The sequence below is a fragment of the Streptococcus sp. HMSC073F11 genome (assembly GCF_001810785.1).
In the GTDB taxonomy this organism is placed as follows: domain Bacteria; phylum Bacillota; class Bacilli; order Lactobacillales; family Streptococcaceae; genus Streptococcus.
In genome coordinates this window covers 12,529-29,244 of record NZ_KV802678.1, presented here as the reverse complement: position 1 = coordinate 29,244, position 16,716 = coordinate 12,529, and the positions used below count along the sequence as shown (strand labels likewise).

19 protein-coding genes are annotated in these 16,716 nt (G+C 40.5%); 3 read left to right on the top strand and 16 right to left on the bottom strand.

The genetic code is table 11. The annotated features are described in order from the left end of the window. Positions 1–150 precede the first annotated feature (150 nt). Both HMPREF2764_RS00160 and HMPREF2764_RS00155 read left to right on the top strand, forming a co-directional pair. Positions 151–951, top strand: coding sequence for a DUF1189 domain-containing protein (locus HMPREF2764_RS00160; RefSeq protein WP_033588857.1), 801 nt, complete (start codon positions 151–153; stop codon positions 949–951). Between the two features lie 9 nt (positions 952–960). Continuing rightward, positions 961–1,947, top strand: a complete 987-nt coding sequence (locus tag HMPREF2764_RS00155) for a LacI family DNA-binding transcriptional regulator (protein ID WP_045618053.1) — start codon at positions 961–963, stop codon at positions 1,945–1,947. A gap of 33 nt (positions 1,948–1,980) precedes the next feature. Here HMPREF2764_RS00155 and HMPREF2764_RS00150 read toward each other — a convergent pair whose 3' ends face one another. The 13 genes from HMPREF2764_RS00150 to rgg form a co-directional block, all read right to left on the bottom strand. Then, positions 1,981–2,922 carry a YitT family protein gene (locus tag HMPREF2764_RS00150; protein WP_000806300.1) on the bottom strand — a complete coding sequence of 314 codons (942 nt, stop codon included), beginning with the start codon at positions 2,920–2,922 and terminating at the stop codon, positions 1,981–1,983. Then, the gene (gene aspS, locus HMPREF2764_RS00145; RefSeq protein ID WP_045610932.1) at positions 2,900–4,663 is read right to left on the bottom strand and encodes an aspartate--tRNA ligase; all 1,764 of its coding nucleotides are present in this window, start codon (positions 4,661–4,663) and stop codon (positions 2,900–2,902) included. The genes HMPREF2764_RS00150 and aspS overlap by 23 nt, the downstream gene beginning before the upstream one ends. A gap of 154 nt (positions 4,664–4,817) precedes the next feature. After that, the gene (locus HMPREF2764_RS00140; protein ID WP_000832184.1) at positions 4,818–5,048 is read right to left on the bottom strand and encodes a hypothetical protein; all 231 of its coding nucleotides are present in this window, start codon (positions 5,046–5,048) and stop codon (positions 4,818–4,820) included. Between the two features lie 17 nt (positions 5,049–5,065). Continuing rightward, a complete protein-coding gene (locus HMPREF2764_RS00135) occupies positions 5,066–5,707 on the bottom strand; it encodes a CPBP family intramembrane glutamic endopeptidase (RefSeq protein WP_020903389.1) in 642 nt (213 codons plus the stop codon). Between the two features lie 9 nt (positions 5,708–5,716). After that, positions 5,717–6,415, bottom strand: a complete 699-nt coding sequence (locus HMPREF2764_RS00130) for an ABC transporter permease (protein ID WP_020903388.1) — start codon at positions 6,413–6,415, stop codon at positions 5,717–5,719. Beyond that, entirely contained in the window at positions 6,408–7,232 is an 825-nt protein-coding gene (locus tag HMPREF2764_RS00125) for an ABC transporter ATP-binding protein (RefSeq protein WP_070526258.1), read from the bottom strand. Before HMPREF2764_RS00125 ends, HMPREF2764_RS00130 begins: the two co-directional genes overlap by 8 nt. A 10-nt stretch (positions 7,233–7,242) precedes the next feature. Then, positions 7,243–7,983 (bottom strand): DUF3169 family protein, encoded by a 741-nt coding sequence (locus HMPREF2764_RS00120; RefSeq protein WP_070526255.1) that lies wholly within the window; start codon positions 7,981–7,983, stop codon positions 7,243–7,245. Positions 7,984–7,985: 2 nt separating this feature from the next. Next, positions 7,986–8,183 (bottom strand): hypothetical protein, encoded by a 198-nt coding sequence (locus HMPREF2764_RS00115; protein WP_033682914.1) that lies wholly within the window; start codon positions 8,181–8,183, stop codon positions 7,986–7,988. Beyond that, positions 8,170–8,358, bottom strand: coding sequence for a hypothetical protein (locus HMPREF2764_RS00110; protein WP_070526253.1), 189 nt, complete (start codon positions 8,356–8,358; stop codon positions 8,170–8,172). The genes HMPREF2764_RS00115 and HMPREF2764_RS00110 overlap by 14 nt, the downstream gene beginning before the upstream one ends. Beyond that, positions 8,358–8,561 (bottom strand): helix-turn-helix transcriptional regulator, encoded by a 204-nt coding sequence (locus HMPREF2764_RS09920; protein WP_031237122.1) that lies wholly within the window; start codon positions 8,559–8,561, stop codon positions 8,358–8,360. Before HMPREF2764_RS09920 ends, HMPREF2764_RS00110 begins: the two co-directional genes overlap by 1 nt. A 143-nt stretch (positions 8,562–8,704) precedes the next feature. Further along, positions 8,705–9,985 carry a histidine--tRNA ligase gene (hisS, locus tag HMPREF2764_RS00100; RefSeq protein WP_000775866.1) on the bottom strand — a complete coding sequence of 427 codons (1,281 nt, stop codon included), beginning with the start codon at positions 9,983–9,985 and terminating at the stop codon, positions 8,705–8,707. 76 nt (positions 9,986–10,061) lie between these two features. Next, positions 10,062–11,309: an MFS transporter gene (locus HMPREF2764_RS00095; RefSeq protein ID WP_070526250.1), complete on the bottom strand. Its 1,248-nt coding sequence runs from the start codon at positions 11,307–11,309 to the stop codon at positions 10,062–10,064. 306 nt (positions 11,310–11,615) lie between these two features. Then, positions 11,616–12,467, bottom strand: coding sequence for a quorum-sensing system transcriptional regulator Rgg (rgg, locus tag HMPREF2764_RS00090; RefSeq protein WP_023947586.1), 852 nt, complete (start codon positions 12,465–12,467; stop codon positions 11,616–11,618). 124 nt (positions 12,468–12,591) lie between these two features. Between rgg and HMPREF2764_RS00085 the strand changes: the two genes are divergently transcribed. Continuing rightward, positions 12,592–12,933, top strand: a complete 342-nt coding sequence (locus HMPREF2764_RS00085) for a metal-sulfur cluster assembly factor (RefSeq protein ID WP_023944033.1) — start codon at positions 12,592–12,594, stop codon at positions 12,931–12,933. Positions 12,934–12,993: 60 nt separating this feature from the next. Here HMPREF2764_RS00085 and ilvD read toward each other — a convergent pair whose 3' ends face one another. The 3 genes from ilvD to HMPREF2764_RS00070 all read right to left on the bottom strand — a co-directional run bounded on the left by ilvD (position 12,994) and on the right by HMPREF2764_RS00070 (position 16,714). Next, positions 12,994–14,697 (bottom strand): dihydroxy-acid dehydratase, encoded by a 1,704-nt coding sequence (ilvD, locus tag HMPREF2764_RS00080; RefSeq protein WP_023947583.1) that lies wholly within the window; start codon positions 14,695–14,697, stop codon positions 12,994–12,996. Positions 14,698–14,927: 230 nt separating this feature from the next. Then, positions 14,928–15,860 carry a transketolase family protein gene (locus HMPREF2764_RS00075; protein WP_023947581.1) on the bottom strand — a complete coding sequence of 311 codons (933 nt, stop codon included), beginning with the start codon at positions 15,858–15,860 and terminating at the stop codon, positions 14,928–14,930. After that, the gene (locus tag HMPREF2764_RS00070) at positions 15,857–16,714 is read right to left on the bottom strand and encodes a transketolase (protein WP_033687490.1); all 858 of its coding nucleotides are present in this window, start codon (positions 16,712–16,714) and stop codon (positions 15,857–15,859) included. The genes HMPREF2764_RS00075 and HMPREF2764_RS00070 overlap by 4 nt, the downstream gene beginning before the upstream one ends. Positions 16,715–16,716 lie beyond the last annotated feature (2 nt).

The following is a 16,716-nucleotide window of genomic DNA, read 5'->3' as shown; positions in this document are numbered from 1 at the left end:
CCTAGTTTGCTCTTTGATTTTCATTGAGTATTAGCGATTGTTACTGTAAATAATATTCTTGCAACAAGCAATTTATCTCCTAGACTTGAAATAAAGCACATTTCTCTATATAATAATACTCATATAGAAAACACTTTTAGAAAGATGCCTATGCTTCCATATCCATTCTCGTATTTCTCTAGTATCTGGGGATTTCGTAAGCCCCTGTCAAAACGTTTCGGACTCAACTGGTTTCAATTGATTTTTACCAGTATTTTCTTGATTAGCTTGTCTATGGTTCCGATCGCCATTCAAAACAGCTCGCAGGAAACGTATCCGCTGGATACGTTTATCGATAATGTTTATACACCGCTGACAGATGAAGCCATCATGGACTTGTCAGAGAATACACAAATCGTTGATGGAAAGATGAACTACTCAGGTACGAAGAATCATCAGCCTTCTCTTTTAATTGGTCCAAGCCAAAGCACGGAATTTCCAAAGGACTTGCAACTTCATTTTGATACGGAAGAACTCGTCATCAGCAAGGAAAGTAAGGAACTGACTCGCATTCGCTACCACGCGATTCAAACGGAGAGTTTCCAGAGTAAGGAAGATCTTACCCAGGCCATTTCTAAAGACTGGTATCAACAAAACCGGGTCTATATCAGTCTCTTTCTCGTTCTTGGTGCAAGCTTTCTCTTTGGATTGAATTTCTTCATTGTCTCTCTTGGAGCTAGCTTTCTCCTTTATATCACTAAAAGATCACGCCTCTTTTCATTTAGGACCTTTAAAGAGTGCTACCATTTTATCTTGAACTGTTTAGGATTACCCACTCTGATTACGCTTATTTTGGGACTTTTTGGCCAAAATATGGCAACCCTTATCACTGTACAAAACATTCTTTTTGTTCTTTATCTGGTCACCATTTTTTACAAGACACACTTCCGTGATCCAGATTATCATAAATAGGAGATTTTTATGCCCGTTACGATTAAAGACGTGGCCAAGGCAGCAGGTGTCTCACCTTCAACTGTTACCCGCGTTATTCAAAACAAATCAACGATTAGTGATGAAACCAAAAAACGAGTTCGCAAGGCGATGAAGGAGCTCAACTACCACCCCAATCTCAATGCTCGTAGCTTGGTAAGTAGCTATACTCAAGTTATCGGCCTGGTGCTTCCTGACGACTCGGATGCCTTTTACCAAAATCCTTTCTTCCCATCTGTTCTACGAGGGATCGCCCAAGTGGCATCTGAGAACCACTATGCTATCCAGATTGCAACGGGGAAAGATGCAAAAGAGCGGCTCAAAGCTATTTCCCAGATGGTCTATGGTAAGCGTGTAGATGGTTTGATTTTCCTCTATGCCCAAGAAGAGGATCCTTTGGTTAAGCTAGTAGCAGATGAGCAATTTCCTTTCCTTATCTTAGGTAAATCTCTATCTCCCTTCATTCCGCTCGTCGATAATGACAATGTCCAGGCAGGTTTTGATGCAACAGAATATTTCATCAAAAAAGGATGCAAGCGAATTGCCTTCATCGGAGGAACCAAAAAACTTTTCGTAACACAAGATCGTCTAATGGGTTATGAGTTAGCTCTTAAACGATACCAACTTCCTATTGATCCAAATCTGACCTACTTTGCGACCGAATTTCTTGAAGATAATGGTTATCGCTTTAGTAAACTTCTCTTCGAACATGATCCAAATATTGATGCTATTATTACTATTGATAGCCTTCTTGCTGCAGGGGTCTGTGATTACATCGCAAAACACCAACTGGATGTCCCTGTCCTCAGCTTTGACTCGGTCAACCCTAAACTGAACTTGGCAGCCTATGTTGATATCAATAGCTTGGAACTTGGACGTGTTTCCTTTGAAACCATTCTCCAGATAATCAACGATGCCAAAAACAATAAACAAATTTGTTACCGCCAGTTGATTGGACACAAAATTATCGAAAAATAAAGACCAGCCTCAAGGCTGGTCTTTTGAGTATTATTAATTGTCTGTTTCTACGAATCGTCCTAGGATGTGGACATTTTCGGATACAGAGACAAAGGCTGTCGGATCAACTTGTTTCATGATGTGTTTAAAATCATTAAACTCTGCTCGCGTGATAACCGTAATCAGGACTGCTTTTCTCTCATGATTATAGGTTCCTTCTGCATCGTGGATCATGGTTGCTCCGCGGTGCAATTTTTTATGGATTTTTGCGATTACCTTGTCAGGATTATTGGTCACAATCATGGCCTGCATGCGTTTTTGCTTGGTAAAGACCGCGTCTGTGACACGACTGGAGACAAAGATGGTAATCATGGAGTAGAGGGCGTATTTCCAACCAAAGGTCAATCCTGCTATCAGCATAATCGTCCCATTCACTAAGAAAGAAATACTACCGACATTTCTCCCTGTTTTCTTTCGAATGGTCAGACTGACGATATCTGTACCTCCGCTAGAAATATTGTTACGGAGCGCAAAACCAATCCCCAAGCCCATGACAACACCCCCAAAAAGGGCATTGATAATGGGATCCTCTGTCAAGGTCACAACTGGTACAAGCTGGATAAAGAGGGAACTCATGGATACTGTGATAAAGGTAAAGATTGTAAACTTATGCCCAATCTGATACCAAGCCAAAATCATCAACGGAAAATTGATAGCATAAAAGGTTAGCGATATCGGAATGTAAAAACCAAACCAGTGATTACTCAAGGCAGAGATAATCTGTGCCAGACCTGTCGCACCACTGGAGTAAACGTGCCCTGGTTGAAAAAAGAAATTGACTGCTACTGCTGACAGAAAGCCATAAACCAGAGAAGCCGATACTTTCTCATCATATTTTTCCCGAGAGATACTTTGTAAAACTCGTAAGATTTTTATCTGATAAGCAAAGCGGCGCAAATAATAGCGCCACCGCTTAATTCGTTTTGCTTGTTTCATCTTCTTCTACTTGTAAGCTGAGTTCCTCTAGTTGTTTGAGAGCGACTGTTGATGGAGCTTGTGTCATTGGGTCGGTTGCCTTATTGTTCTTAGGAAAGGCAATGACTTCACGGATATTTTCTTCTCCTGCTAAGAGCATCACAAAACGGTCAAGACCGATAGCCAAACCACCGTGTGGTGGGAAACCATAGTCCATGGCTTCAAGAAGGAAACCAAACTGGTCATTGGCTTCTTCAGCTGAGAAACCAAGAGCCTTGAACATGCGTTCTTGAAGGTCTTTTTGGTTGATACGAAGGCTACCACCACCAAGCTCATAACCGTTCAAGACGATATCGTAAGCAATGGCACGAACCTTAGCCAAATCGCCTTCTAATTCATGAGTAGTCTCTTCCTGTGGAAGAGTAAACGGATGGTGGGCGCTCATGTAGCGACCTTCTTCTTCAGACCATTCAAACATTGGCCAGTCAACCACCCAAAGGAAGTTGAATTTATCGTTATCAATCAAGCCAAGCTCTTTGGCAATACGTCCACGAAGGGCACCGAGTGTTGCATTAGCTACCTCAAGCGTATCTGCCACAAAGAGAACCAAGTCCTTATCTTCAAGAGCAAGCGCTGTTGTCAATTCTGCTTGGATGCCTGTCAAGAACTTGGCAACTGGTCCGTTTAATTCTCCATCAACCACCTTGACCCAAGAAAGACCTTTGGCACCATACTGTTTGGCTACTTCGGTCATCTTGTCGATGTCTTTACGTGAATAGTTGTCCGCAGCTCCTTTGACTACAATTGCTTTTACAGCAGGTGCTTCTGAAAAGACTTTAAAGTCTACACCTTTGACCACTGCTGTCAAATCCTGAAGCAACATGTCAAAACGGGTATCTGGCTTGTCAGAACCGTAAAGAGACATCGCATCATCGTATTTCATACGAGGGAATGGCAGAGTGACTTCAATGCCTTTGGTTTCTTTCATCACGCGCGCAATCAAGCCTTCTGTGATGTCTTGGATTTCTTGCTCAGTAAGGAATGAAGTTTCCAAGTCGACCTGAGTGAACTCAGGCTGGCGGTCTCCACGCAAGTCCTCGTCACGGAAGCATTTAACGATTTGGTAATAACGGTCAAAACCAGCATTCATCAAGAGCTGTTTCGTGATTTGTGGACTTTGAGGAAGAGCATAAAAATGCCCTTTATTAACACGAGACGGTACCAAGTAGTCACGCGCCCCTTCAGGCGTTGACTTAGAAAGGAATGGTGTCTCCACGTCGATAAACTCCAACTCATCCAAGTAGTTGCGGATAGAGTGGGTCACCTTAGCACGAAGTTTAAGATTTTCCAACATTTCTGGGCGACGAAGGTCAAGATAACGGTAACGTAAACGTGTATCGTCATTGGCCTCAATCCCATCCTTAATCTCAAATGGTGTTGTCTTAGCTGTATTAAGCACTGTCAGAGCTGTCACGTTTAACTCAACTGCACCAGTTGGTAACTTATCATTGGCTTGCTCACGCGCAGCGACCTGTCCAGTCACCTCGATAACAAATTCGCTACGAAGGCTTTCAGCTGTTGCCATGACCTCTGCAGAAACTTTTTCAGGGTTGATAACCAACTGCATGATTCCTTCACGGTCACGAAGGTCGATAAAGATCAAACCACCAAGGTCACGACGACGGCCAACCCATCCTTTCAAGGTCATTTCTTGTCCGATGTGTTCCTCACGAACACGACCAGCATACATACTACGTTTCATTGTTTCTCTCCTCTTTTATTCTGTTACTATTTTACCATAAAAGCGCAGGCTCTTCATGAAAATCATCAGAAAAGTTTGCCTGACTTTAAAAATCAAGTGAAGACTCTAAAAATTAACGCCAATACAAAAATCCGATGAAGTTCACCGGACTCTTTTATTTTGAATTTTTGCCTGCTTTACGCTTTTCAGCAATTTCGGCTGCCTTTCGAGGCAAGACAATTTCTGTTGTGTAAGCTGTCCCAAAGCGCAAAACACCTGCAATAGGGGCAAAGACTACTGCTAGATAGTTGTAGAAGAAATCGCCCTTAAAGGCATAAGCTAGCGCTCCAATGATGAAAAATAGAACGACTGCCTGAATCACTGCTAATAAAATTACTCGTTTCATGTGACCTCCTGACTCTATTATAGCATGAGAATCATCAAAAAGCTGACTAAATTATTCAAAGCGTGAAGAGAAATGCTGTAAAGAAGACCTTTTCGACTTACATAAGCCAGCCCCAAACTCAATCCTAGACTAGCATAAACCAAAAACTGTTGCAAAGTTCCTGGGAAATGAATCAAGGCAAATAGAACACTTGTTACCAGAAGGAAAAGCAGAGTTTGTTTACTATTGTCCTGCTTAGGAAAGAGATAGCGTGCCAACATCCCTCTAAAGATAAGCTCTTCCGTCAAAGGAGCAAAAATAACGACCGCAAAGAATGAGAAAAGGGGTTGAGACAAGGTCAAGTCTATCGCTGTTTGTTGATTTACTGAAGGATCATTTGGCAAGAAAAACTGGACAACCAGAGATAAGAACCAAACCAAGGCAGGGAGCCAAATAAATCGGTTAAAGCCACTCTTCTCAATATGAACAGGAGCTTTCTGGTACCATTTATAAATGACGTACACATATACTCCAGCCAAGGCCACATAAAGCAAGGTAGTAGCATAGGGCGAAGCGCCCAGTTTCAAAGCTTCTACAGCCCCACTTTGAACGGTCCCATAGATAACCAGAAAAGATAGAATGGCTAGAAGAAACCAGCCGAGGTTTTTAAGTAGTTTCATATAAATCTCCTATCTTGCTTTATAGCTATTTTTCAATACAAAGAGGTTCGCTATTCCTAACACAAGTACCCAGGCAAGTAACATACCAATATTAGAAAAAGATATTTCCCCACCTTTTTTATTTAAAAGATTTACAATTGGACCAATAAAAGAGTAATCCAACACTTTCTGAACCGTATCATTTTGAAGAGCAATCATGGGTAAAAAAGAGACGATAAACACAGGAAACATACTATAAACTTGCGCTTTAGACTGAGTATCTGACACTGCACCGATTAGAAGGTTGAGAAAAATAACACTAATAGCTGCTAAGACCAAATAGATAACATAGGCCAATAAGTAACCTGATACATCCACTTTAAAATAGATTGGTAGTAAAATCATTCCAAGCAACATAATCAACAGAGGGAGAATGAGCATACTGAAAGTATATTCTGTTGCTGTCACACCACTTAGGATGAGTGATTTAAGATTGCGCTTTTCCTTATCTTCTGCCATCATAATCGATACCATATAACCACTTCCCATGCTCAAGACCATCGTCAAACTCATAGAAAGGAAATACGTACTCAATTCTCCACTCTTGTTTAAGAACTCATTATATAGAACAGCCAGTCCAAAAGGCAACAATAGAGTCGCCAACAAAGTTGAATTGCTGATAAGAACTTGTAATCTTAACCATAGTAGGGCATTTAATTTTCTAAACATCTAACTTTTCTCCTGTCAATCTGATAAAGATTTCTTCTAAAGTTGGCTCACAAGAGTGAACCACCATCAAATCTGTCGTGTCTAAATGTGGTAATTCATCAAATGGAACTATCTGTTCTCGTCCGTCGTTATAAACCACACGTACTTTCTTATCCACATGGTACTTCTGGATGATATCTTGCGGACTTCCATACTCTATTAGGTTACCCTTATTCAAAAGAGATAAGCGATCACAAAGCAGAGTTGCTTCATTCATATCATGCGTGGTCAGAAAGATAGTTGTCCTCGCCTGCTTTAATTCTTGAAGTAGGGTATGAATCATCTTAGATGTTGTAGGGTCTAAGCCACTGGTTGGCTCATCTAGAAAGAGAATCTTAGGAGCATTCAGAAGGGCACGAGCCAAGAACATTCGTTGTTTCATTCCAGTAGATAACTTTTCTGCAATAATATCTTTAGCATCTGCCAATCCAACCTGTTGAAGCACCTGAACTACTCTATCTGCCTTGAGGCCATATAACTTAGCATAGATGAGAAGATTTTTGTAAAGACTCATCTTTTCATAAAAACCACTGCCATCACTAACAATACCAATTTGTTCCAAATCATTTGAGGTTAAATCTTGAGAATTCTTGCCTAACAAAATTGTGTTACCTTGATCTGCAGCCAACTGTCCTGTTAAGACATTGATCATGGTTGTTTTACCTGAGCCAGAAGGACCAAGAAAACCAAAGATTTCACCCTCCTTAATCTCAAAAGAAATCTGATGAAGAGCTTTTTTGCTCCCAAAACTTTTGCTTACATTTTCAACACGAATCATAGAAACTCCTTTATTTGAAATAACGTTTTACCATAGGTAACTGCATCACATTGATATAAATATGGATTGCTCCTACAAGCAAGAAGGCTAGTAACTGAATCTCTCCTGTCAGTAAGGAAAAGAGAGCAATCAGAAAGTACAAAGCTGGCAAGACATAGTTATTTAATTGGAATAAAATCAGAAAACTCTGTTCCAAATTAGCCTTGCGCTCCCCTTCATCATAAGAATCGAAATGGTCCAAGATATCCTTTGGTGTAGAGAAAAATACTAAATCAAACTGACGAACAATCGCAATGGTCTTAAAAAGATATTTTTGAGCATTTAAAACTAACACTAATCCCAAAAAGGAAAGGGATAAGGTTATATGGCTTATATCGAGTACAATTACTTCACTTCCTGAAATGAAGAGAGCCAATAAAATCGCTACGCTTGCACTATTAAAAGCAATAGTTCCAAACTCGAGATTCCGATACATCTGCACATAATAGGTTTCATTCAGATCATCATCCATTTCCTCTTGATACAAGGAGTGAAATTTTCTGCTTTTCTTTAAGAAATTGAATGTCAAAAAAATGCTAATGAAACCTAACACTAAACAAATAGCTGATATCCATGGTATCAAGACTTTTACATCTAACATAATTTCGTGGGATTCGGTAGCAGCCTTAAACATCCCTACAAAACCGCCCAAGAAACCTCCCAAGACAACAGACATTAAAAACAACAATCCACGTTTCCTTTTCTTTTCCATATTCATTCTCCTTTTTCACTTGCTAGATTGTTTGCTTTCTTTTCAATCCAGTCAACGACTGGGATAAGAGCAAAGTAGGCCCAAATAAATTGGTCGCTGTAATAGAGATCAAACCATCCTAGATTTGTTCCAATTAGTAGACACACGCTAACTAATAGAGCTATAGCAACTACATAATAGATTACTTTATACTTGTTCATCATTTTTCTCCTTTTTCTTCAACCGATTGAAAATGGACAAGAGGACTAAGTTAATCCAAAACAAATACTTACTTTCAACAAAATAGAACCACCCCAGTAATGTTCCAATCATAGCAAAGGCATTCACAATAAGGGCAAGAACACTCATATAATAAACCACTTTATACATGTTCATCACTCGTCCTCCTCCAAGCGAAATACCGATTCGACTGTTTCGTTGAAAATTTGAGATATTTTCAGGGCAATGATAATGGACGGGGTGTACTCATCCCGTTCTAGTAGGCTAATGGTCTGCCTGGAAACCCCTGCTAGTTTGGCTAGGTCGGTTTGATTGAGACCATCGCGAGCCCGAAGCTCTTTTAGACGATTTTTAAGCATTCCTTTCTCCTTTTCTCTTAACTTGCTTATATTGTAACACATCTTTTTCTTTTTGACAAGCATATTTGTCAAAAAGTTTATGATTTTTGTCATTTTGCAAAAGAAAAAGGTCAGGATTAGGTTCCTGACCAGTTTATCTATCATTAAAATCCTAGTTTTTCAAAGATTTCTGAGAAGTTTTGGCTGATTGTCTCAAGTGACACTTGCACTTCTTCTCGAGTTTGGTTGTTCTTGACCGTTACTTGTCCGCTTTCGACTTCACTCTCTCCTAGGGTGATGAGGGTCTTAGCCGCAAAGACATCAGCTGACTTGAACTGAGCTTTGAGCTTACGGTTGAGGTAATCACGCTCTGCTTTGAATCCTTGTTGGCGAAGAGCCTGTACCAATTCCAAGGCCTTGACATTTGCTCCATCACCCAAGACTGCGATATAGACATCTAGGGCGTTTTCGATAGGGAGAGCCACACCTTGCTTTTCAAGAATGAGAAGCAGGCGCTCTACACCAAGTCCAAAACCAAATCCAGCAGTTTCAGGGCCTCCAAAGTAAGAAACCAAACCATCGTAGCGACCACCCGCACAGACTGTCAAGTCATTGCCCTCAATCTCAGTAATGAACTCGAAAATGGTGTGGTTGTAGTAGTCCAGACCACGCACCATATTGGTATCGATGATATAGTCTACTCCAAGATTTTCCAACATCTGACGCACAGCATCAAAGTGTGCTTGGCTTTCTTCATCAAGGAAGTCTAAGATAGAAGGCGCATTCTCGACTGCTACCTTGTCTTCTTTCTCCTTAGAGTCCAAGACACGAAGAGGATTTTCCTCCAAGCGACGCTGGCTATCCTTAGACAAGGTCTCCTTGAGCGGTGTCAAATAGTCAATCAAGGCTTGACGGTAGGCCGCACGGCTCTCAGGATTTCCAAGAGTGTTAAGGTGCAATTTGACACCTTGGATGCCGATTTCTTTCAAGAAATGGGCTGCCATCGCGATGGTTTCCACATCGGTAGCTGGATTACTAGAGCCAAAGCACTCGACACCAATCTGGTGGAACTGGCGCAAACGCCCTGCCTGTGGACGCTCATAACGGAACATAGGTCCCATGTAATAGAACTTGCTTGGCTTTTGCACTTCTGGGGCGAAGAGTTTATTTTCCACGTAGGAACGGACAACGGGCGCTGTTCCTTCTGGACGGAGAGTAATATGGCGATCACCCTTGTCATAAAAGTCATACATTTCCTTGGTTACGATATCCGTTGTATCTCCGACAGAGCGACTGATGACCTCGTAATGCTCAAAAATAGGCGTGCGCACTTCTGCATAGTTGTAGCGCTTGAAAATCTCACGGGCAAAGCCCTCAACGTACTGCCATTTGGCAGATTCAGCAGGTAAAATATCCTGCGTTCCTTTTGGTTTTTGTAATTTCATAGGGAATCCTCTTTAAACTTAATAGTCTTATTTTACCATAAATAGAGGGATTAAAACAGTGAGAAAAAATTAGGATTTAGATATCATTTTTGAGATTAATAACTGTCAAAAGAATAGCTAGCAAGGAAAGACCAACAAATAGCATCCAAGTCAACTGTATATTCCATACGGCTACAAGTGAAAAACAGGCTGTTCCCACAGGTATGGATAAGGTGAACAATAAACCTAAAAAATTACTGGTACGAGCTAGAACCTCTGGAGCTAGATTTTTCAGGAGCATGGCACTAATCTTTGGTTGAACTTTACCAGACACATACAGAGTTGAACAGAGAAATAGTAAACCAAGTACGACTTGATTGAATAAATTAGCTAGACCAACTAGACTGAGTCCTACGGTCACCCACATCATCAATCTAGGCAAGGACTGCTTCCCAAAATAATCATTGCCCGTAAGGCTACTGATGATGATTGCTAACAAAGCACAGACTTGACTGATAAATAATGCCTCTGTGTAAGAAAAGTCCAAAAGAGAATGGCTCAAAAAGAAGATGTTATAGATGCTTCCTAAAGCGCCACCCAAGGCATTGATAAGCAAGACAGCACAGAGCATAAAACCAAAGTTTTTCTGTCCACCTTTAAGAAAAACGAGACGTAAATTCCGATAAATCGTTAGGAACTGGTCTTTGATAGAAAGCTTCTCATTTTTTAGTGATTCACCATCAGGAGATGAAATTGACAGGCTCAATTTGCTTTTTCCTAAAAAGAGGATGACGGCTGATACTAGGAAGAAACAGGCATTGATTCCCGCAACGAGGGAAAAATTGTTGACCGATAGCCCTAAGAGCCAGACTCCAAAAGCTTGACCACCAATAGCTGAAATATAGGTAATGAACTGGGAAAAAGAGTAAGCCTCCATCAAATCATCTTCAGCTACTTTTTCCTTAATGAGAGGCATGCGCAAACCACCTGCAAAATCACTGATGACATCACTAATGACATTGATTAAACACAGGCTAGAAAAGGCAAAGAGACTAGCTTGCTGAACAACTAGGGCTGCTAGGAAAAAGAGAAGAGCCTGAAACAAACCGCTATAGGTCATCCATTTGACCTTGTCCCTTGTGTAATCTGCCCGAATTCCTACAAAAACTGTAAAGAGAGTCGGAAGAATCATGATAATATTCGCCATAGCAACAGCAAAAGATGCTTGTGGCAAGGTCGATGCATAAACGATAAATACCAGGTTAAAAATTGAAGCACCAAAAGCATTGAAGAAGCGTGACAAAGTCAAGAGTCGATAGGCTTGATTTCTAAACAATAGTTTCATAGATAATCCCCCTTCTTGTTTTAATACTCAATGAAAATCAAAGAGCAAACTAGGAAGCTAGCCGCAAGCTGTACTTGAGTACGGCAAGGTGACGCTGACGTGGTTTGAATTTGATTTTCGAAGAGTATAAGTTCTATATGAAGTATGACTACAGTATAGCACTTAGAAATTTTAGAGGAAAAACTTTTGAATATATGCAACAAATAAAATGAGCAAAAAGAAACGATAGAATTTCTCCAGTGACACGAGAGAGGTCAACAATTCTATCGCTTAAAATTTCAAATGATTTTCTTAGTTTGCAGATATTCAACAATCGGTCGTATTTCTATAGTATTCGGCAGATTTATTACAGCCAAGCATCTCAAAAATATGGACAGCATCTTCCATCTTTTTCTGGCCTTCCTTGACTCTACCTTGCTTGCTATCAAGGAGACCTTCCGCCCACAAATAGACAATTCGGAAATAGGTTTCATTTTCATTGTAGAAATGCTCTTCGATAACACGTTTAAAATAAGAGGCATTGGTAAATTCTTCACACTCAATGCTGGCTAAAAAGCCATTCAATAGTATAGTGTGAAAAAGGTTTCGATTGCCAGACATTTCCATTAGGAAATCAGATTTACGTACCATCTCTCTAACATACCTAGTGAAAAGAGAAACAGATAGAAATGGTGAACTGACTGAAAATAAATTGAGTTCATAGATTCCCCAAATCTCGGTAGAAAACAAATAATCATGAAGAACTTTCCCTTCCTCTGCTGTTAACTCTACCCTTTCATCCATGCTCTTCATATAAGACTTGATAATAATGGCATTTAGAATATGTTTCTGTTTATTGTGAGAATGGGCATGCTTTTGATACTCCCTGCGATACAAGTCCTCAAGCGGAGCTATATTCTTTGGATCCAAGACATCTATGATTTCTTTTCTCAACTCAGAATCTGTATCATACTGAAAACCTCTCGCCAGAAAGAGAATTTCCTCTACACTAGCAGATATATTTTCTAGGGCAAATAAGAACTTTTCCACCGAAAGCTCACTCTGACCTGTTTCAAAGCGAGATAACATAGACGGCGAAAATTGTCCCCCAGTTGCTTGTCTCAGCGAGATATTTCTTGACTCTCGTAATTGTCTAAAGACTTTTCCAATCTGCTCCATAGGCTTCCCCTTGATTCAGTGTTTTCTTTATATTATCATATTTTTTCAGAAAATTCATCAAAAACTTGCCAAATTGTCAGAATTATGAGAAAATAGAGGATATTTATCATGTGGAGGGACTGTAATGAGAGACGATATCAAAATCAATGACCGCGCTTTGGCCATACAAGACCAAATTATCGAAAAACTAGAGAAGGTTTTTGATACAGATGTGGAATTGGATGTTTACAATCTAGGGCTGATTTATGAAATCAATCTGGATGAAACAGGGCTCTGTAAGATTGTCATGACCTTCACCGACACCGCCTGTGATTGCGCCGAAAGCCTGCCTATCGAAATCGTCGCAGGTCTGAAACAAATCGAGGGTATCGAAGATGTCAAGGTTGAAGTTACCTGGTCGCCTGCCTGGAAGATTACACGAATCAGTCGCTACGGCCGCATTGCCCTTGGACTGCCACCTCGTTAAGCAGGTAAATTACTTTTTAAGATGAAAAGAAGCAAGCCAAAGTTGGCTTGCTTTTTGAATTTACTTTTTACCTGACTTGTCCATATTCCAGAAGTCTGTCACGGCTCCGCGTGAAGCAGATGATACGATATGGGCATATTTACCGAGGACACCACGACTATAGAGTGGTGGCAAGGTTGTTTCTGCCTTGCGTTTTTCAAGTTCTTCTTCGGATACGGCCATGGAAATTTCTTTGGTATCTTGGTCAACCGTAACGATATCACCTGTACGAAGGTAGGCAATTGGTCCACCATCCTGAGCTTCAGGGGCGATATGTCCAACAACCAGACCATAGGTACCACCAGAGAAACGCCCATCCGTCAAGAGGGCAACCTTGTCTCCTTGACCTTTACCAACAATCATTGATGAAAGTGAGAGCATCTCAGGCATACCAGGACCACCCTTAGGTCCAACGAAACGAACAACGACTACATCGCCATCAACGATTTCATCTGTCAGAACAGCCTGAATAGCATCTTCTTCTGAGTCAAAGACCTTAGCTGGACCAACGTGACGACGGACCTTAACACCTGATACCTTGGCAACCGCACCGTCAGGAGCAAGGTTCCCGTTCAAGATGATAAGCGGACCATCTGCACGTTTTGGATTTTCAAGTGGCATGATGACTTTTTGACCTGGTGTAAGATCTGCAAAGTCAGCTAAGTTCTCAGCAACAGTCTTACCAGTACATGTAATGCGGTCTCCATGAAGGAAACCATTTGCCAAGAGATATCTCATAACCGCAGGCACACCACCGACTTCGTAGAGGTCTTGGAAGACATACTGACCAGATGGTTTCAAGTCAGCCAAGTGAGGCACACGTTCTTGGATTGTATTAAAGTCCTCAAGTGACAAGTCAACATTGGCAGCATGGGCAATGGCAAGCAAGTGAAGAGTGGCGTTTGTAGAACCACCTAGAGCCATAGTTACAGTGATAGCATCTTCAAAGGCTTCACGAGTCAAGATATCTGATGGTTTGAGACCGAGCTCCAACATCTTAACAACAGCACGTCCTGCTGCTTCGATGTCTTCTTTCTTGTCAGCTGATTCAGCTGGGTGAGATGAAGAGCCTGGCAAACTCATACCGAGAACTTCGATAGCAGTCGCCATGGTATTAGCAGTGTACATACCACCACAGCCACCAGGGCCAGGGCAGGCATTACATTCAAGACGTTTCACGTCCTCAGCTGTCATGTCACCGTGGTTCCATTTTCCGATACCCTCAAAAACAGAAACCAAGTCGATGTCTTTGCCATCAAGATTTCCCGGTGCAATGGTTCCACCATAAGCGAAAATAGCTGGAATATCCATATTTGCAATAGCAATCATAGATCCAGGCATGTTCTTGTCACAGCCACCGATAGCGACGAAGGCATCCACGTTGTGACCACCCATAGCCGCTTCGATGGAGTCCGCGATGATATCACGAGATGTCAAAGAGAAACGCATACCAGGCGTTCCCATGGCAATCCCGTCCGCTACAGTGATAGTCCCAAACTGCACAGGCCAAGCGCCTGCAGATTTGACACCCTCTTTAGCCAATTTCCCAAAATCATGCAAGTGGATGTTACATGGTGTATTTTCCGCCCAAGTCGAAATCACTCCCACAATCGGTGTTTCAAAGTCCTTATCTGTCATACCAGTCGCACGAAGCATAGCACGGTTTGGTGATTTAACCATACTATCATAAATGCTACTGCGATGACGTTTAGCTAATTCAGTCATTTGTTCCCTCCCATTTCAGTTTTTACTATTATAGCACATTTTAAAGGCAATGAACAGAAGAAAATTCTTGAATTTTCAGAAAATTCTATACACATATAAACATTTTAAATTAAAAACAACAAAGCGGATCAGGGCACTTTCTGATTACCAGAATATGCTTTTAATCCGCTCGCTTTAAATAACGTAATGTAATTTTTACAGAAGTTCTTTCAGATAAGTGTATTTAATATCTATCTTGCATTATAAAACGCTAAAACTTTCTCTTTTATATTCGATTCACTCAAACCATACTCATTAAGAAGATAATCCATTTTCCCTACTTGACCGAATCTTTCTTGAACACCCATCCGATGAATTTTTGTTATTCCATCATCAGAGAATAATTCACATAAAGCACTGCCAATTCCACCTATCTGATTGTGGTTTTCTACAGTAAATATAGTTTTTCCGCTTAACATTGTTTTTATCTGTTCTGGTATCGGTTTGATTCTAAATAAATCTATCACACCTACTGAATAACCTAATTTAGACAGTTCATCCGCAACTCGAATACTTGGAGCAACCATTATGCCAGAAGCAACTATTACAACATCTTCACCGTGTCTTAACTCAATGTAGCCTTTAGAAAAATCTTCTCCACCTTGATATACAGCCTCTGGAGCTTTTCTAATTGTTCGAATATATTTTAGTCCTTTTAATTCTAATGTCTGGTTCAAGATTTCACGAAATTGGATATCATCAGTTGCTTCAAAAATGATTGATTTAGGAATTAAACGTAACAATCCAATTTCTTCAAATGGCATATGTGTTCCACCATTCATCTCTGCCGTTACTCCTGCATCTGAGCCAATCACAGTGGCATCCAATTGTGCGTACCCAAGAGAAATAAATAATTGATCAAATACTCTTCGTGAAGCAAAAGGGCCAAATGTATGAAGATAAGGTCTAAACCCCTGAATAGATAAACCTGCTGCAAGCCCGACCATTTCTGCTTCCATGATCCCAACATTCACATAACGGTCTCCAAAGTCCTTTTCAAGATTATTAGTAGCCATCGAACTTGACAAGTCTGCTTCTAAAACTACTATATCAGAATAACTTTGGTTAGCTTCTAGAAGGAAATCTCTATACACATGTCGTAATTCTTTCGTACTTCTCATCATTCTGTTTCCTCCAATTCCTGACTTAATCTTTCTACAACTGAAGTTAACATTTGTCTCTCCTCTACAGTAGGGCGAAGATGATGATTGGATTTCATTTCTTCCAGCTCTCGAACTCCTTGACCTTTAATAGTGTCTAATACAATACACTTAGGGGATGAATTATTTGACTGTTTTAATTGGATAATCCCTTCATAAATTTCTCTAATATCTGAACCATTGACCCTAATGGATTCAAACCCAAATGCTGAGAATTTTTCTACAAAATCACCTGGATTACAAATATCCTTTGTAAAACCATCTAATTGTTTTTTGTTATCGTCTACAAATACAATTAAATTAGATAACTGTTGATGAGAAGCAAACTGTATAGCCTCCCAACATTGTCCCTCATTTAACTCACCATCTCCAACAATAGCATAGGTATAAAAGGGACTTTTTCTTATTCTCTGACCATATGCAAGTCCGGTTGCAACACTAATTCCCTGTCCTAAAGAGCCAGTTGTCATATCTATGCCCGGCGTTAGATTTCTATCAGGATGAGACGGTAATTTGGTTCCATTTGTATTTAAAGAATGTAAGAATTCTTTGTCAAAGAAACCATTCAAATAGAGTGTGCTGTACAAAGCTGGTCCAGCATGTCCCTTGGATAAAACAAAATAATCTCTATCTCGTGACGCAAATATTTCTGGAGTCATCGGCATTATTTCACCATAAAGCACTGCTAAAACTTCTACTATAGACAGACTCCCTCCATAATGGCCGAATCCAAGATGATTCAATGTTCTAAGAGTATTTAATCGGATTTTTGTTGCAAATTTTCTTAACTCATCTTCTCTATTTTCACTTAAAATCATCC